The following is a 13,176-nucleotide window of genomic DNA, read 5'->3' on the forward strand; positions in this document are numbered from 1 at the left end:
GGCTGTTCCCGCCTTCGCGCGGTAGAAGGCCGGATGCGAAAGACGCTGATCCTCATCTTCGCGCTGCTGCCGGCAATCGCGCTCGCCGAGCAGCCAAGCCGACCGAAATCCGGCAAAGCAGCGGCTTCCACAAAGCCGCTCCCGCTGAAGAGAGCCGCGCGGCCAAATCCGTGCGCAGAGTTCGGCGCGGGCTTCGTCAGAATCGAGGGCTCCGACACCTGCATCAAGATCGGCGGCGCCATCGGCATCGGCGGCGGCGTCGCGACCGGCGGGCGCTGAACCCTCACGACATCGGCGGCGCCAGGAATTGGACGAAGCCCGGGCGCGCGGAAATCTCGGCAAACCAGCGCTCGAGGTTGGACAGGCTCGGCTTGGTCACGCCCTCGACGCCGAACCAGCGCCGCGCAAAGGCGCCAATTGCGATGTCGGCGATGGTGAACCCGTCGCCTTCGATGAAGCGCCGGCTCGCCAACTGCGCGTCGGCGATGCGCCACACTTCAGCTTCGGCATCGGCGTCCTTCTGGATCGCAGCCATATCGCGCTTCTCCGGCGGCGTGCGCACCAGAGCCCAGAACACCGGACGGTCGACCGGCTGCAGCGTCGACAGTGTCCAGTCGAGCCAGCGGTCGACGCCGGCGCGCTGGCGTGGCGCGGCCGGATAGATCGGCGAGCCCTCGCCATAGGCGAGGCAGAGATAGCGCATGATCGAATTGGATTCCCACAGCGTGTAGCTGCCGTCGACGAGCGTCGGCACACGGCCGTTGGGGTTCATCGCGAGATAATCGGGCTGGTCGTTCTTGCCGAACTGCATGCCGGCATCGATGCGGTGATAGGGCAGCTCGAGCTCGCTGAGGCACCACAGCACTTTGTGCACGTTGACCGAGTTGGCCCGGCCCCAAACCGTGAGTTGATATTTTTCCGCCACGCGTCTGTCTCCCATCCCTTGCTGTTCGCGTTGACGGCCAAATAGCAGAAAGCGCGATCCCGATCATCCCGCACCAGCAAAAATCAGGCCCGCTGAGCGGCACCTGATTTTATTGTCATGGTTTGCGCGAGGTCTACCAGTGGCCGGTGTTCGGCATCGACAGCCACGGCTCGGCCGGCGGCTTCGGATCGCCCTTCTGCAGCAGCTCGATCGAGTGCAGATCCGGCGAGCGAATGAAGGCCATGTTGCCGTCGCGCGGCGGACGGTTGATGGTGATGCCGAGCTTCATCAGCCGATCGCAGGTCGCGTAGATGTCGTCGACCTCGTAGGCGAGGTGGCCGAAATACCGGTCCTCGCCGTATTTCTCCTCGTCCCAGTTGTAGGTGAGCTCGACCAGCGGCGCGCCGCGCGTGCTCGGCAGGTTCTTCAACTGGTCGACATCCTCGGGCGCGCACAGGAACACCAGCGTGAAGCGACCCTTCTCGCTGTCGGTCCGGCGCACTTCCTTCAGCCCCAGCGCGTCCTGGTAGAATTTCATCGCGGTGTCGAGATTGCGCACGCGCAGCATGGTGTGGAGGTAACGCATGTTTGTTGTCCCTCTGAGACTTGTGAGAATTTCCGCCCGTATCGGCACGACAGGGTAGAAAGTAGCAGCAAATTGGACGAGGGGCAGCCCTCTCACGACCTCGGCCGGAGTTCATTAAGTAACTGCAACGACACATGGTCGTGAGTCTCAGGCTTGTGAGTGGCGGGCAGGGGCGCTCCGACTATTTTCGGCGCGCCGGGAGACTGCGATGCCATACAGTCCTGAACTCATCGAGACCATGCGGGCCGCGCTGGAAGCGGTCATGTCGAAGATTCCCGCCGATCAGTCTGTGTTCGGCGTCAAGGCGGCGGTGGCCGAATGTATTCTGAAGGCCGCAGCCCACGGCCAAACGTCCTTCGATGGCCTCGTCGCGTCAGCCTCTGTGCAGGTGCAGCCGATCATTGCCATGCTGTCGTGAGCGAGTCCGAAAAAGGAAAACCCCGCGCGTGGGGGCACGGGGCTTTCAGGCTGACGGACTGGGGATTCAGGGCGCGAGCCGTCAGCTTCAGGTGTTAACTTAAGGTTGAATTTTCAAAAAGCAACAGCGCCGCCTAGAGGAGTATGTTCTCCGGGCGACGCTGCCGCGAAATACTGGGCCCTGAAATCCCCAGTTCCACTATGTCTGTCGGCGTGCAAATAGGTTCAAAAGAAAACCCCGCGACGGGGGGTATCGCGGGGTTTCTTAGCCGGTAGGCGGCAGGGGGAGTGTCCTACCGGCACTTCCTGATGCTCATTCAATTCGTGAGGGCCAGAAGCGTTCCCGCGGGGGCTGTCACGTGAGTGATCGAGGCGGAATACCGCATGCGGCAATGGCCCGATGTTCTGATCTCACCTTTTTACACGAGCGTTTGAACCTGCATCGCGCTGCCATGCCGCCATGCGCATGTTGGGTTCGAGGCGACGGCACTCAGCGAGGAGCAGATTCATGAAAAGGATCATTCTGGCCACCGCGATCGTCGCAGTGGCCGCAACCTCCGGACAGGCGTTCGCACGTTCGGGCGCCGCAACGCCGCGGCAGGAGGCGGCTGCCGACCAACGGGCCTACATCGACCAACAGGCGTACGATACGCTCAACGCGTTCGATCAGGAGATGGTGCCGCAAATGACCGATGCCGACGCCCACCGCTACCACGGCGGACCGAAATCGAACGACTGAGCGCGAGCGCGCAGTTTTGGCGCTGGCGCCAGGAGAACGCGGCGGCGCTTGTCGCCACGTCAGTGGAAGGCGGCGCCCCTCCGAGTGCTAGCTACGCCTTGCGGTCCAGCAATGCCTCGCGTTCGGCCTGGGCTTGGGCGTCGATGACATTCTGGACGTCGGCATTGATCTGATGCGGCGGTGCTTTGGCAGTCTCGTCGATGACGAGTTGGACCTTCGCCTGCGTCACCGCGACAGGGACGGGGTAGATGACCATGACGGCAACCTCCTGCCTAAAACTCGCAGCTTCGCATTTACGCTTTCTAAAGAGGTTCGGTTAACAGAGGCAGGATTCGGTTGTCCGGCCGTCCGGGAACTCCGATCGCGAGCAGGGGGCGGCGAATGTGGATCGCTGCGCAGCAAGATCGTGAAATCGTTTCGTAAAGGCTGATCCAGTGCGCTGTGGATTTGCTGCGGATAACCTGGGGACGAGAGGCACTAATTACCGCCAGAATGGTGTCCGGGTGCACCGTGTCCTAACGATCCCTTTCGGCGCAGCCGATAACGCTATTCAGTTAGGTTAAGCGCAGTATCGCGTTGCGATCACCGGAGGTTGCGCATAGGGAACAGGCGCGGAACCCGAGCCATGATGATCCCTTCGTTTCACAATGCTGACAGGCGGACTCACCGGCGCGTGATGGTGGTGGGGTTGTTGTTTTGCCTCGCCTTCGTCGCCATCAGCTTTTCGCTGCGACCGCAGACGGACGATGGACGTGTGCTGGTGAAGGCCGATCGCCTGGTGCGCACCGCGGGTGAGCCGCGCAAGGCGAATTAGAGCATGATCAGGAAAAGTGGAAACCGGTCTTCCGAAAAGGTCCTGCTCAAACAAAGAGATGAGATCATGATCCGATTCCTTGGATCATGATCTAGAACGCTCTCAAGCGAAACCCGTCTCGCACTTGATGCGGAATGGGCACCGGTTGGCGTGAAGAAAATGCGTCAGACAAGAATCTAGCGGGAGAGTCGCGCTCCGGCAATTTCTCGCTCGACGACCGGTGATACATCGCGATGGCGATGAACCCGCCATAGCCGATGATGTTGATCAGAATTTCCAGCCAGACCGGCATGGGCCATACCCCTTCTCCGCACAATACGCGCAGAGGTGGTGTTTTGTTCCTGCGCCCAATCCATGGGTGGTCCGGCCGAGTTGCATAGCTCGAGGGCACAGGGCCCGCGCCGAGCGCTGCAAAATGCCTTTTGCGGCAACGTTCCCGTCGGTTCCGGATGCAACCAATCGGGGATTTCTGCGTTGGAGCGCCGGATGAATGTGTGGAGGCGAGGATGAAAAAGGCACTCGCAGTTTTGGCTACGGTCGCCACGGTCGGCGCGATGAGTTCGCCGGCCGAGGCGTACTGGCGCGGCGGCTGGGGTTGGCGGGGCGCAGGTCCGGGGTTGGCATTCGGTCTCGCAGCGGGCGCGCTGATTGCGGGCGCCGCCGCAGCGTCCAGCCCCTACTATTACGGCCCCGGCTACGGTTACGGCGGCTATTACCCGGGCTATTATGGCCCGCGCTACTATGGCTACCCGGCCTATTATGGAGGTTACGGGTACCGACGCTATTACGGCGGTGGCCCTTACGCCTATTGGGGCGGACCGTATTATCGGCGCGCCTACTGGCGCCCCTATTACTGGTGACAAAAAGCCCGGGGCGACGCCCCGGGCTTTTGACTCCGCGTGGGCTGCGAGCTCCTAATCGGTCTCAACAACCGACGCGCGCTGATAGCCGTGCCAGGCGCTGCCGAGCGTGTCGTCGTAGTATTCCTGGCGTTCGCGTTCGAACTTTTGCTGGGTCGCTTTGAAGCTGGCGATGCGAGCGGCGATCTCCTCGCGTTCACGTGCAAGCCGCTCGTCCTTCTCGGTCATGGCGTTTTCGGTCATGGCCCATCCCTGTAATCGTAGTGTCATGCGGGCGAATTCGCCTTCCCATTGGGGCGCCAATGGGGAGGAGCCGGTGCAGGATTGTGGTGAGATGATGGGCAGCGAAGGCGGTGGATAAGGCTCCTCCGCTGCTTGTCGCCCCTCCGCGGCCCCGCTAGCCCAAAAGGGAAACTGGGGAGGCCATCATGGCAAAGATCGATCTGGATTCACTGAGCATCGAAGAGCTCGCAAGCTTGCGCGAGCACGCGACCGACAAGCTGTTCGAGAAGGTCGCCGCGCGCCGCGCCGAACTCGAAGCGGAATTGGAGAAGCTTGCCCAATACGGCAAGCCGGTGAAGAAGTCCGATGCCGCTCCCGTCGCGAAGGCGAAGAAGAGCGACGAGGTCAAGGAGCCGCAAGAGGCGAAGGAGCCGGTCGCCAAAGCGGCGTGACAAAGCCGGCGTGACAAAGGCGGCCTGACACCTGCATGGCAGGTTCGGTCCCTCGCTCCGGTTGGCCGTGCTATAGTGCTTGCGGCCAACTCGGGTTTCTCACGTGATTGCAAAAGATCTGCGCAGTGGCGTCGAGGCGCTCGGCAATTTGATCGCCGACGCCTCCACCATCGTTCCGTTCACCGGTGCGGGCATTTCAACCGAGAGCGGGATTCCCGACTTCCGCTCGCCCGGCGGGCTGTGGACGCGCAACCGGCCAATTCCCTTCGACGAGTTCGTCGCAAGTTCCGACGCGCGCGACGAGGCGTGGCGGCGGCGCTTTGCGATCGAGCCGACCTTTGCGGCGGCGAAGCCCGGGCGCGGGCACCGCGCGCTCGCCTCGCTCTATCGCGCGGGGAAGGTTCCGGCGATCGTCACCCAGAACATCGATAATCTGCATCAGATGAGCGGCTTCAAGTCGGATCATGTGGTCGAGCTGCACGGCAACACGACCTATGCCCGCTGCATCGGTTGCGGCAAGGCGTACGAGTTGCCGTGGGTGAAGCAGCGCTTTGATGAGAACGGCGGTGCGCCCGATTGCACCGACTGCGGCGATCCCATCAAGACCGCAACGATCTCGTTCGGCCAGGCGATGCCGGAGGATGCGATGCGACGGGCGACGGAACTTGCGCAGCACTGCGACCTGTTCCTTGCGATCGGATCTTCGCTGGTGGTGTGGCCCGCGGCGGGATTTCCGATGATGGCGAAGAACTGCGGTGCCAGGCTTGTGATCATCAACAACGAGCCGACCGAGCAGGACGATATTGCGGATCTCGTGATCCGGCACGACATCGGCGAGACCCTTGGGCCATTCGTAGGCAATTGATGCTCAATTGATTCGCGGTTGTGCAAGCCTGTTCATAGTTCCCGCCGGATTCGTTTTTTATCTATGCGGCGCAAGCGGGAGTGTTATCTTTTGATTCGAGATTCGGCGCGTTGTTCATGAGCGGTCGTGCAACAACGTGCTGGTAGGTACCGTCGCAGAGAGACGGGTTGCAGATGATGTGCGGGGTCCGGGGTCATGGGGTCGGACGGATTTGAGTCCAAGAAGCTCGGCGGCCCGCCTTCGGGCGGCGCCGGGCAGGGTAGGCTTGGGCCAAGTGAATATGGGCCAGGCGAATATTCGGATAGAGCGCCGCGCGATCCCGTGGCGGATGCCTTCTCCGGCCTTGGCGATGCCGCGGCCAACCTCGTCGAGATCTCCGGCGTCATCAAATGGTTCGATGCCTCGAAAGGCTACGGCTTCGTCGTTCCTGACAATGGCTGGCCCGATGTGCTTCTGCACGTGACCGTGCTCAGGCGCGACGGCTACCAGACGGCGTACGAGGGCGCTCGCGTGGTGGTTGAGTGCGTGCAGCGCGCCAAGGGCTACCAGGCCTTCCGCATCGTCTCGATGGATGAGTCGACGGCGATCCATCCAGCGCAGATGCTGCCGCCGCGGACCCATGTCACGGTCACCCCGACCAGCGGGCTGGAGCGGGCGCAGGTCAAGTGGTTCAACCGGCTGCGCGGCTTCGGCTTCCTGACCTGCGGCGAAGGGACGCCCGACATCTTCGTGCACATGGAAACGCTGCGCCGCTTCGGCATGACCGAGCTGCGCCCCGGCCAATATGTGCTGGTGCGGTTCGGGCCCGGCTCCAAGGGCATGATGGCGGCCGAGATTCACCCCGAGACCGGCCCGTCGGCGTTGTCATCGCACTGATTTCCCATTCCGGCTCTAACGCAAACGTGAGCCGGATGGTGGGCATCCAGTCTTTGCCCTATGGCCATTGCCGCCGTCGTCGGGTTAGGTTCCCCGCGGTTTGATTTCCCGTGAGTGCTGTTGCCATGACTTTCGATCGTGTCGCCGGGCATCGCCTGCTCGTTGGCCTGTTTGCGTCGCTCGCCCTCCTGCTCGGTGTGATCGCGAGCCCGGCCGCAAGGGCCGCGACGGTCCAGCCGCTTGAGATCGTCACCAAGAACGGCGTGCACGTCTTCTCCGTCGAACTCGCGACGACCGAGGAGGAGAAGACGACGGGGCTGATGTACCGGAAGGAACTGCCCGACGGCAAAGGCATGCTGTTCGACTTCTCGCCGGAGCAGCAGGTCTCGATGTGGATGAAGAACACCTACGTCTCGCTGGACATGATCTTCATCCGCGCCGATGGCCGCATCCTGCGGATCGCCGAGAACACCGAGCCGTTGTCGACCAAGATCATCTCCTCCGGCGGGCTCGCCAAGGGCGTGCTGGAGGTGGTCGCAGGCACGGCGCAGAAATACGGAATCAAACCGGGCGACCGGGTAGCGCACCCGCTATTCAACGGCAAATAGGCGGCGGGCGAGCGGCTTGCTGGCGCCCGTCTAACCGTGTATCGACATCGCCTGCGGATTGCTCGGGGTATAGCGCAGCCTGGTAGCGCGGCAGTTTTGGGTACTGCAGGTCACAGGTTCGAATCCTGTTGCCCCGACCAAAAATATTGTATTATTAAGCACTTAGCGGCGTTGCAGTTTTGGCGTGGCAGTGTTCGGGCCCCTTTGGGGTCCCGTTTCAAGCGATCGGCCGCACCGGTTCATTCGGACTGATCTCGTTCTCAATCGAGTATCGCGCTTTGCGGTTGATCAGATGGATGGCAATGACCTTGGGGTCGGAACAGAACGTAGACGTTGGTAAAGCTGATGTGCACGTTGCAGCCTGCCGCCCTCAGCCTTGTCGGGTTTGCGCCGCGCGGTCTCGCCCCACGGATCTTGAAAACGCTCATATGCCAAGAATAACGCCGTAGCTGCAAGCTCTAGCTCCACAGCATCGGCACTGACCAGTTCTTGCGCAAGCCGTAGGCGCGCCTCAGGCACTCGAACTTCCGGCGGGAGCAACGAATGGTAGATCGAATACACACCGCCCCATGCGGCGTGCGTCTCTTGCTCGTTCAGCATCCCGAAAATGCGCGCAGTCTGTGCAGCATCCGCGAGTTGCTCGGAGTACGGACCGTAATGTTTATAGCGGAACGGGAAGCCCGCTCCGAGCCCAACAGCTTCCAAGATATACGCGATCTTTTGTAGACGCGTACGGCCTACAATTTGGCCGCCCGCATCACGTACGATTTCGGCGGCTCGCTGCGCTTCGTTTAGGCCTGCCATTTTCGTATCTCCGCGTCCATGATGTCAATCAGCTTGGTCTTCGTGTCTTGATCATCCTCGGCATGGTAGACGCGAAACGATTTGTACGTGCCGAGCTTTGATACCACTTCCGATCGTTTGGCGAGATCCTCTAAGCGGTTGCCCTCAGTCCGGATATTCACCTGATTGAGCGGGGCTTTGGGATCTTCGGGAAACATCTTCTTGTAGGGTGACCGTTCTGCTTCATCGACCAAGATCCTCGGTGGGCATCCCGGTTCCTTCTCGGAACGGCTGTCCAAATACTTCGTGATCTCAGCTTTTATATCTTCGCAAACCTTATCGGCGGTCTCGGATAAGGCGTCTGCATCACTTCTATCGTGGGCAATTTTCGTGCGAACGTCGATGCACTTGTAGAGCTTGCGATCTCGCAGCCGTTGGGCGAGGACGCTGATGCAGACGTCATCAGCTTCCGCCATGAGAGAGAGTGCTCCCCAGATGACGGTATCGTCGAGAGCAAGCGCGCATTCGATGTTGTCGGGGGATTGAGCGAATCTCACGAGTGGATGTTTCGGCGGCAGTCCGGTTTTGTCGATATGACCGTCTCTCACGAGGGTAAAGGTCCGCGCGAGTAACTCCACATAGATTTTCTCAGCTCCACGCGTCGCCTTATGGAGGTAGACTGTGGGATAGAGCTGGAATAACCCGAGAACGTACGCTTCAGCCGCGAAGATGGCCTTGCGACCAAGCACGAATGTCTGCACCGGCTGGAGGCGGGTCTCGCCGACACTATGGTCCACTTCGGCGACCTCGAGATTTTCAACGAGCCATCCGAAATCGATACCAGCGTGCTGAGAGCCAGTCATGAGGCGATCGCGGCGCATATAGTCGAGGCGATCCGCATCAAATTGACTAGAGACCACGGCAGAGTAGATGGTGCGCATACCGCTGCCGGTCACCATATCCGCAACGTCATTCGCGAAACCGGATCCCATCTCCTCACGCAGAAGCGGCGTGATTTCACTGTCGCGAATTAACGCGTCGCTCACGGTTTCGTGGTGCGCCATCTTCAAATCGAAGCGCTCGCCGACCGCCTCAAAAGCGTGACTGAACGGACCATGTCCTACGTCGTGCAACAATGCTGCGGCGAGCGCCTGGAAAGCTTTTTGATCTTTCGCGTGCACAAATTTGTCGACCACTGTCATCAAACGCCTCGCGGTATGAAAAACACCCACGCTGTGAAGAAGCCGCGAGTGGGTTGCGCCTGGGTACACAAAGTCCGAAAATCCCAGCTGCTTTATTCTCCGGAGCCGTTGAAAGGGACGCGTCTGGAGTACCCGCCAAAGCACCCGCTCGATCTGCAATCTCTCCACATCAAACTCGATGAGGTCGTGTAGAGGATCCCGGATCCGTTGCTGCTTAGTCATTCCGGACGAATCTCGCCTTTGCAGCACAGTTGTAGCATAGAACAAAAAGAGAACATGTCAATTCAGCTTAGAAATCCTCAGCCGGTACGGTTAATTTTCGGTTCTGACGCGTCGCGTGCCCCGACCGCTGACCTGGTATCGGCTCCTAAGGGTAGGGCGTGCCATCCTTGTGCACGAACCGGCCGTCGGCGCTGGAACTCATCATGTCGATGTCCGAGCAAATCGTAATGTCGGCCGGCGAGCGTGAGCCGACTTCGAGATAGACCGCCATGGCGTCTGATCTGTTGATCAGGTGGTGGCCGTTGCCGGAGTCTTTTGGAAACGCCGCGCAATCGCCGGCGCGGAGCAGCGTCTCGCCGGCATCTTCAATCAGCGTTAGTTCGCCTTCGAGCACATAGACGAATTCGTCTTCGGCCGAATGCCAGTGACGCTGGCTCGACCAATTGCCCGGCGGCAGGCGCATGAGATTGACGCCGAAGTCGGTGAGCCCGCCGGCGTTGCCCAACCGCTGCCGCACGCGTTCGGCACAGGCGGCGTCGAATGGCGGCGGGTAGCCGGAGCCCTTGCGTTTCGGCACGGCGGCGATATCGATCTTGGGCATAGGTCTTTCCAGCGGTTAGCGACCGGGCTTGTGCGCGCCAGCATATCCGCTAGCGTCGATGCGCGCGATTGCATGCCAGGTTAAGAAAATGCGGGATCTCGGCGAGTACTTGCGAGCCTATTGGGCTTATGTCTCGAACAACCTCGGTTGGGGCAAAGCGCTGAGGTTTACACTTCTGTGGCTTGCTGGAATGTTCGTGCCGCTCTTCGCAAGAGGGGTGGTGCAGTTGCCGGAGTGGGCGGCGATAAGTTGGATGATCTGCTGGGCGCTGCTGGGTTATGTTTTCGCGCCTTACGGGATGTGGAAGCACCACCGCGCTCAGATCACGGGCTCGAGCCGGCCAGAGCAAAAATAGCCGCGGCGGCAAAGAGCGAGCAAATGACCGCGCGGCCGTGCTCTTTGCTCAACGCCGACACATCAACCGAGCGAGATGTCCTGATCGGTAGATCAGGAAAAGATCACCGGTGTAGTGGAAATACTCGCCCGTGAAATCCTTGGTTCTGAATTTGAGCTGAATCCTGTTGTTGCTGACGATCGAAGCGCGCTGCGGGCCATTCCCGGTATCGATCGAAACCGGCGGACCGAGGGCAAGCGTCGCAGTTTTTGACGAGGGCGCGGATCCGGATGGATCGAGCAAGGAGCCGCTGCAGGTGACAGGCTGGGCGGCGGCCGAAGCAATCATTGAGGCGAGGGATGACAGAATTATCAAGGACGTTCTGAACATTCATGGCTCCAAAAGGAATTCAAGAATCGCGGCGGGGCTCGCAGCATCGGAGCATAGTAGGCGACGTCTTGGTTTGCCAGCAACGGTTGCGGTTGCCAAATCGCACATTGTCGGTACCGCGCCCACATACAGTCGCAGCGGAAATCCGAGGGTGCAGCGCACTCCCTTCAGGGGAGCGCGGACACCTTAGTCGTTGGACGTAAGGAACGGCAAAACCGGCACGTCGATGCCAATGGCCAATTCGAGCACCGCACCGACCGCAGCGATTGCTGCGGACAATTCAAGCAGGACGAATGCGAATAGCGCGCTGAGCCCGATGACTGCGTTCTTGCGGCCGTTCCACATGATGTCACCTGCAATTCTGGCTCTCGGAAAGAAAGCTCGATTTAGCCCGGTTGGGTCATAGGCCGCAAATCTGCTACAGCGAACTCGCTTTACCATTGCGGCCACTGCGCTCAAGACGATCCTGGTCTTAACCTAACCGATCAACCTTAACGCTCGTGCGGCGCCGCGCGTTGTTCCCTCCGCAGCGTCCTGGGCCGCTTCAGCATCCTCGGCAGATCGATCCGATCATCTTGTCGACCTTCGCATCTTCGCGATCGAGCGAGGGATCGGTGCCAAGCAGCGGACCTTTCTGGGGGCCATTGGCAATGCCCTCGGACGAAAGCGCCGTTCCGAGCGAGTTGGTGCCAGGTGTGGCTGGGCTGGTTCCAAAAGCGCCGCCGGTCACCGGGAGACCACCGCTCATGGGTAAGCCGCTGCTCATGGGCATGCCTCCGTGCATCCCCATGGCGCCCATACCGTGCCCCATGCCGCCTCCGCCGCCGCGCGCGAATGCTGCGGTGGTCGAAAGGCCGACGGCGAGGGCGATGCAAAGAAGGGATAGTTTCTTCATGGCGAGACTCCTGTCTTCGCGAGACAGCGCGGCCGGTCCGTTCGGCCGGCCCAGCGCAAGTAAAAAGTAGGAATTGCGATCTCGCGCGGCGTCGTCGCGCGCATCAAATCCTTTGGCGCGAAGCATCCTGTTGGATCGCGGCCGCGAGAGTTGCAGCGATGCCGCTCATCATTCTCAACGATTTGTAACCAAGGCCTTGCTGTGGGCGGCGATCGCCGCTTCCTCGTCGGTGGGGACTACCAGGGTTGCGACACGCGCAGTTCTTGCGCCGATCCTGAGCTCATTGGCGCTGTTGGCGGCATCATCGAGCTCCACGCCGAGCCAGCCGAGACCGGCGCAGATCTGCTTCCTCACCTCGGGGCTGTTCTCACCGATCCCGGCGGTGAAGATGAGCGCGTCCAGGCCGCCCAGGCTGTGGGCCATCGCCGCGATCGCCGCGCCCGCGCGGAAGGCGAACAGTTCGAGCGCCTCGGCGGCACGGGGATCGGCGCTGTTGGTGAGCACGCGCACGTCGGCGCTGATCCCGGACACGCCGAGCAATCCGGATTCGTAATAGAGCAGGTGCTCGATCTCGTCGGCCGAAAGCCCGCGCTGTTGCTGCAGGTAGAGGGGCAGGCCGGGATCGATCGCGCCGCAGCGCGTGCCCATCATCAGCCCGTCCAGCGTGGTGAAGCTCATCGTCGTATCGACGCTGCGTCCATTGCGCATCGCGCACAGGCTGGCACCGCTGCCGAGATGGGCGACCACCACCCGTCCCATCGCCAGGTCCGGCGCGATCTCGCGCAAATGGCCCGCGATGAACTCGTAGGAGAGCCCATGAAAGCCGTAGCGGCGCACGCCTTCCTGTTCGAAATGCCGCGGCAATGCAAAGCGGCTCATGGGCGGTGCGACGCTGTGGTGGAAGGCGGTGTCGAAGCAGGCGATCTGCGGCAGCTCCGGCCGTAGCGTCTGCATCGCCTCGATCGGGGCGAGGCTGGCCGGCTGGTGCAATGGCGCAAGTGGCGTCAGCTCGCGCAGCGCCTGCAGGATCGCCGGCGTCACTTTCACCGGTTCAAAGAACTTCAGACCGCCATGGACAACGCGGTGACCGACCGCGACGAGTGTTCCACCCGCGAGGAATTCGTCGATCCAGCGCAGGAGATCGGCGAAGAAGCTCTCGTCGTCCGCTTCGGCTGCGGCGCGCCGCTCGAACAGCACGTTGCCCTGCAGGTCCTTCACGATCATCTGCGGCTCATGCTGATGATGGTCGAGCATGCCCTTGCAGAGCAACGCGGGCTCGCGTGAGCCGTCGCTCGCAAACAGCGCCAGCTTGATCGAGGACGATCCCGCGTTGATGACGAGGAGGGCGTTCGGCATCGTCTTGAGCCTCAACGCTTGCGATCAGC

At 61.2% G+C, this 13,176-nt stretch carries 22 protein-coding genes and 1 tRNA gene; 12 read left to right on the plus strand and 11 right to left on the minus strand.

Features of this window, described 5'->3' with window-relative positions; genetic code table 11:
• Nucleotides 1-33 precede the first annotated feature (33 nt).
• Nucleotides 34-279 (plus strand): hypothetical protein, encoded by a 246-nt coding sequence (locus ACVJGD_RS06150; protein ID WP_456633515.1) that lies wholly within the window; start codon nt 34-36, stop codon nt 277-279.
• 4 nt (nt 280-283) lie between these two features.
• On the opposite strand, the gene ACVJGD_RS06155 is transcribed toward ACVJGD_RS06150, so the two are convergent.
• Both ACVJGD_RS06155 and ACVJGD_RS06160 read right to left on the minus strand, forming a co-directional pair.
• Nucleotides 284-925: a glutathione S-transferase family protein gene (locus ACVJGD_RS06155; RefSeq protein ID WP_456633516.1), complete on the minus strand. Its 642-nt coding sequence runs from the start codon at nt 923-925 to the stop codon at nt 284-286.
• 133 nt (nt 926-1,058) lie between these two features.
• Entirely contained in the window at nt 1,059-1,511 is a 453-nt protein-coding gene (locus ACVJGD_RS06160) for a VOC family protein (protein ID WP_456633517.1), read from the minus strand.
• 208 nt (nt 1,512-1,719) lie between these two features.
• Here ACVJGD_RS06160 and ACVJGD_RS06165 point away from each other — a divergent pair, with 208 nt between their 5' ends.
• Nucleotides 1,720-1,929, plus strand: coding sequence for a hypothetical protein (locus tag ACVJGD_RS06165; RefSeq protein ID WP_456633518.1), 210 nt, complete (start codon nt 1,720-1,722; stop codon nt 1,927-1,929).
• Between the two features lie 507 nt (nt 1,930-2,436).
• A complete protein-coding gene (locus ACVJGD_RS06170) occupies nt 2,437-2,667 on the plus strand; it encodes a hypothetical protein (RefSeq protein ID WP_456633519.1) in 231 nt (76 codons plus the stop codon).
• A 91-nt stretch (nt 2,668-2,758) separates the two neighbouring features.
• Here the strand turns inward: ACVJGD_RS06170 and ACVJGD_RS06175 are convergent, their stop codons facing one another.
• The gene (locus ACVJGD_RS06175) at nt 2,759-2,923 is read right to left on the minus strand and encodes a hypothetical protein (RefSeq protein ID WP_456633520.1); all 165 of its coding nucleotides are present in this window, start codon (nt 2,921-2,923) and stop codon (nt 2,759-2,761) included.
• A gap of 369 nt (nt 2,924-3,292) precedes the next feature.
• Between ACVJGD_RS06175 and ACVJGD_RS06180 the strand changes: the two genes are divergently transcribed.
• Nucleotides 3,293-3,481 (plus strand): hypothetical protein, encoded by a 189-nt coding sequence (locus ACVJGD_RS06180; protein ID WP_456633521.1) that lies wholly within the window; start codon nt 3,293-3,295, stop codon nt 3,479-3,481.
• A 91-nt stretch (nt 3,482-3,572) separates the two neighbouring features.
• Here the strand turns inward: ACVJGD_RS06180 and ACVJGD_RS06185 are convergent, their stop codons facing one another.
• Nucleotides 3,573-3,773, minus strand: a complete 201-nt coding sequence (locus tag ACVJGD_RS06185; protein ID WP_456633522.1) for a hypothetical protein — start codon at nt 3,771-3,773, stop codon at nt 3,573-3,575.
• A 214-nt stretch (nt 3,774-3,987) separates the two neighbouring features.
• Here ACVJGD_RS06185 and ACVJGD_RS06190 point away from each other — a divergent pair, with 214 nt between their 5' ends.
• The gene (locus tag ACVJGD_RS06190) at nt 3,988-4,341 is read left to right on the plus strand and encodes a hypothetical protein (RefSeq protein WP_456633523.1); all 354 of its coding nucleotides are present in this window, start codon (nt 3,988-3,990) and stop codon (nt 4,339-4,341) included.
• A gap of 54 nt (nt 4,342-4,395) precedes the next feature.
• Here the strand turns inward: ACVJGD_RS06190 and ACVJGD_RS06195 are convergent, their stop codons facing one another.
• Nucleotides 4,396-4,584, minus strand: coding sequence for a hypothetical protein (locus ACVJGD_RS06195; protein WP_456633524.1), 189 nt, complete (start codon nt 4,582-4,584; stop codon nt 4,396-4,398).
• Between the two features lie 185 nt (nt 4,585-4,769).
• Here ACVJGD_RS06195 and ACVJGD_RS06200 point away from each other — a divergent pair, with 185 nt between their 5' ends.
• From ACVJGD_RS06200 to ACVJGD_RS06220, 5 genes are all read left to right on the plus strand, one after another.
• Entirely contained in the window at nt 4,770-5,015 is a 246-nt protein-coding gene (locus ACVJGD_RS06200; RefSeq protein ID WP_456633525.1) for a hypothetical protein, read from the plus strand.
• A 103-nt stretch (nt 5,016-5,118) separates the two neighbouring features.
• Nucleotides 5,119-5,880 (plus strand): SIR2 family NAD-dependent protein deacylase, encoded by a 762-nt coding sequence (locus tag ACVJGD_RS06205; protein WP_456633526.1) that lies wholly within the window; start codon nt 5,119-5,121, stop codon nt 5,878-5,880.
• Nucleotides 5,881-6,075: 195 nt separating this feature from the next.
• Nucleotides 6,076-6,756: a cold-shock protein gene (locus ACVJGD_RS06210; RefSeq protein ID WP_456633527.1), complete on the plus strand. Its 681-nt coding sequence runs from the start codon at nt 6,076-6,078 to the stop codon at nt 6,754-6,756.
• 125 nt (nt 6,757-6,881) lie between these two features.
• On the plus strand, nt 6,882-7,364 hold the full coding sequence (locus ACVJGD_RS06215; protein WP_456633528.1) for a DUF192 domain-containing protein: 483 nt from the start codon (nt 6,882-6,884) through the stop codon (nt 7,362-7,364).
• A gap of 63 nt (nt 7,365-7,427) precedes the next feature.
• Nucleotides 7,428-7,504 (plus strand) — tRNA-Pro (locus ACVJGD_RS06220).
• 148 nt (nt 7,505-7,652) lie between these two features.
• Here the strand turns inward: ACVJGD_RS06220 and ACVJGD_RS06225 are convergent.
• The 3 genes from ACVJGD_RS06225 to ACVJGD_RS06235 form a co-directional block, all read right to left on the minus strand.
• The gene (locus ACVJGD_RS06225) at nt 7,653-8,168 is read right to left on the minus strand and encodes a hypothetical protein (RefSeq protein WP_456633529.1); all 516 of its coding nucleotides are present in this window, start codon (nt 8,166-8,168) and stop codon (nt 7,653-7,655) included.
• A complete protein-coding gene (locus ACVJGD_RS06230; RefSeq protein ID WP_456633530.1) occupies nt 8,156-9,571 on the minus strand; it encodes an HD domain-containing protein in 1,416 nt (471 codons plus the stop codon). Before ACVJGD_RS06230 ends, ACVJGD_RS06225 begins: the two co-directional genes overlap by 13 nt.
• A 145-nt stretch (nt 9,572-9,716) precedes the next feature.
• Nucleotides 9,717-10,172 carry a cupin domain-containing protein gene (locus ACVJGD_RS06235; RefSeq protein ID WP_456633531.1) on the minus strand — a complete coding sequence of 152 codons (456 nt, stop codon included), beginning with the start codon at nt 10,170-10,172 and terminating at the stop codon, nt 9,717-9,719.
• A gap of 58 nt (nt 10,173-10,230) precedes the next feature.
• On the opposite strand from ACVJGD_RS06235, the gene ACVJGD_RS06240 reads away from it, so the two are divergent.
• Both ACVJGD_RS06240 and ACVJGD_RS06245 read left to right on the plus strand, forming a co-directional pair.
• Nucleotides 10,231-10,527, plus strand: coding sequence for a hypothetical protein (locus tag ACVJGD_RS06240; RefSeq protein WP_456633532.1), 297 nt, complete (start codon nt 10,231-10,233; stop codon nt 10,525-10,527).
• A 114-nt stretch (nt 10,528-10,641) separates the two neighbouring features.
• Nucleotides 10,642-10,779, plus strand: coding sequence for a hypothetical protein (locus ACVJGD_RS06245; protein ID WP_456633533.1), 138 nt, complete (start codon nt 10,642-10,644; stop codon nt 10,777-10,779).
• Between the two features lie 303 nt (nt 10,780-11,082).
• On the opposite strand, the gene ACVJGD_RS06250 is transcribed toward ACVJGD_RS06245, so the two are convergent.
• From ACVJGD_RS06250 to ACVJGD_RS06260, 3 genes are all read right to left on the minus strand, one after another.
• On the minus strand, nt 11,083-11,241 hold the full coding sequence (locus tag ACVJGD_RS06250; RefSeq protein WP_456633534.1) for a hypothetical protein: 159 nt from the start codon (nt 11,239-11,241) through the stop codon (nt 11,083-11,085).
• Nucleotides 11,242-11,440: 199 nt separating this feature from the next.
• On the minus strand, nt 11,441-11,791 hold the full coding sequence (locus tag ACVJGD_RS06255; protein WP_456633535.1) for a hypothetical protein: 351 nt from the start codon (nt 11,789-11,791) through the stop codon (nt 11,441-11,443).
• Nucleotides 11,792-11,965: 174 nt separating this feature from the next.
• Nucleotides 11,966-13,147, minus strand: a complete 1,182-nt coding sequence (locus ACVJGD_RS06260) for an acetate/propionate family kinase (protein WP_456633536.1) — start codon at nt 13,145-13,147, stop codon at nt 11,966-11,968.
• Nucleotides 13,148-13,176: the final 29 nt, after the last annotated feature.

Source organism: Bradyrhizobium sp. USDA 10063 (assembly GCF_054063735.1).

What these genes read in the sequence shown, in the direction of transcription:
- ACVJGD_RS06150 (WP_456633515.1), top strand. Translation starts at nt 34, where the DNA reads ATGCGAAAGACGCTGATCCTCATCTTCGCGCTGCTGCCGGCAATCGCG.
- ACVJGD_RS06160 (WP_456633517.1), bottom strand. Translation starts at nt 1,511, where the DNA reads ATGCGTTACCTCCACACCATGCTGCGCGTGCGCAATCTCGACACCGCG.
- ACVJGD_RS06165 (WP_456633518.1), top strand. Translation starts at nt 1,720, where the DNA reads ATGCCATACAGTCCTGAACTCATCGAGACCATGCGGGCCGCGCTGGAA.
- ACVJGD_RS06170 (WP_456633519.1), top strand. Translation starts at nt 2,437, where the DNA reads ATGAAAAGGATCATTCTGGCCACCGCGATCGTCGCAGTGGCCGCAACC.
- ACVJGD_RS06175 (WP_456633520.1), bottom strand. Translation starts at nt 2,923, where the DNA reads ATGGTCATCTACCCCGTCCCTGTCGCGGTGACGCAGGCGAAGGTCCAA.
- ACVJGD_RS06180 (WP_456633521.1), top strand. Translation starts at nt 3,293, where the DNA reads ATGATGATCCCTTCGTTTCACAATGCTGACAGGCGGACTCACCGGCGC.
- ACVJGD_RS06185 (WP_456633522.1), bottom strand. Translation starts at nt 3,773, where the DNA reads ATGCCGGTCTGGCTGGAAATTCTGATCAACATCATCGGCTATGGCGGG.
- ACVJGD_RS06190 (WP_456633523.1), top strand. Translation starts at nt 3,988, where the DNA reads ATGAAAAAGGCACTCGCAGTTTTGGCTACGGTCGCCACGGTCGGCGCG.
- ACVJGD_RS06195 (WP_456633524.1), bottom strand. Translation starts at nt 4,584, where the DNA reads ATGACCGAAAACGCCATGACCGAGAAGGACGAGCGGCTTGCACGTGAA.
- ACVJGD_RS06200 (WP_456633525.1), top strand. Translation starts at nt 4,770, where the DNA reads ATGGCAAAGATCGATCTGGATTCACTGAGCATCGAAGAGCTCGCAAGC.
- ACVJGD_RS06210 (WP_456633527.1), top strand. Translation starts at nt 6,076, where the DNA reads ATGGGGTCGGACGGATTTGAGTCCAAGAAGCTCGGCGGCCCGCCTTCG.
- ACVJGD_RS06215 (WP_456633528.1), top strand. Translation starts at nt 6,882, where the DNA reads ATGACTTTCGATCGTGTCGCCGGGCATCGCCTGCTCGTTGGCCTGTTT.
- ACVJGD_RS06225 (WP_456633529.1), bottom strand. Translation starts at nt 8,168, where the DNA reads ATGGCAGGCCTAAACGAAGCGCAGCGAGCCGCCGAAATCGTACGTGAT.
- ACVJGD_RS06230 (WP_456633530.1), bottom strand. Translation starts at nt 9,571, where the DNA reads ATGACTAAGCAGCAACGGATCCGGGATCCTCTACACGACCTCATCGAG.
- ACVJGD_RS06235 (WP_456633531.1), bottom strand. Translation starts at nt 10,172, where the DNA reads ATGCCCAAGATCGATATCGCCGCCGTGCCGAAACGCAAGGGCTCCGGC.
- ACVJGD_RS06240 (WP_456633532.1), top strand. Translation starts at nt 10,231, where the DNA reads ATGCGCGCGATTGCATGCCAGGTTAAGAAAATGCGGGATCTCGGCGAG.
- ACVJGD_RS06250 (WP_456633534.1), bottom strand. Translation starts at nt 11,241, where the DNA reads ATGTGGAACGGCCGCAAGAACGCAGTCATCGGGCTCAGCGCGCTATTC.
- ACVJGD_RS06255 (WP_456633535.1), bottom strand. Translation starts at nt 11,791, where the DNA reads ATGAAGAAACTATCCCTTCTTTGCATCGCCCTCGCCGTCGGCCTTTCG.
- ACVJGD_RS06260 (WP_456633536.1), bottom strand. Translation starts at nt 13,147, where the DNA reads ATGCCGAACGCCCTCCTCGTCATCAACGCGGGATCGTCCTCGATCAAG.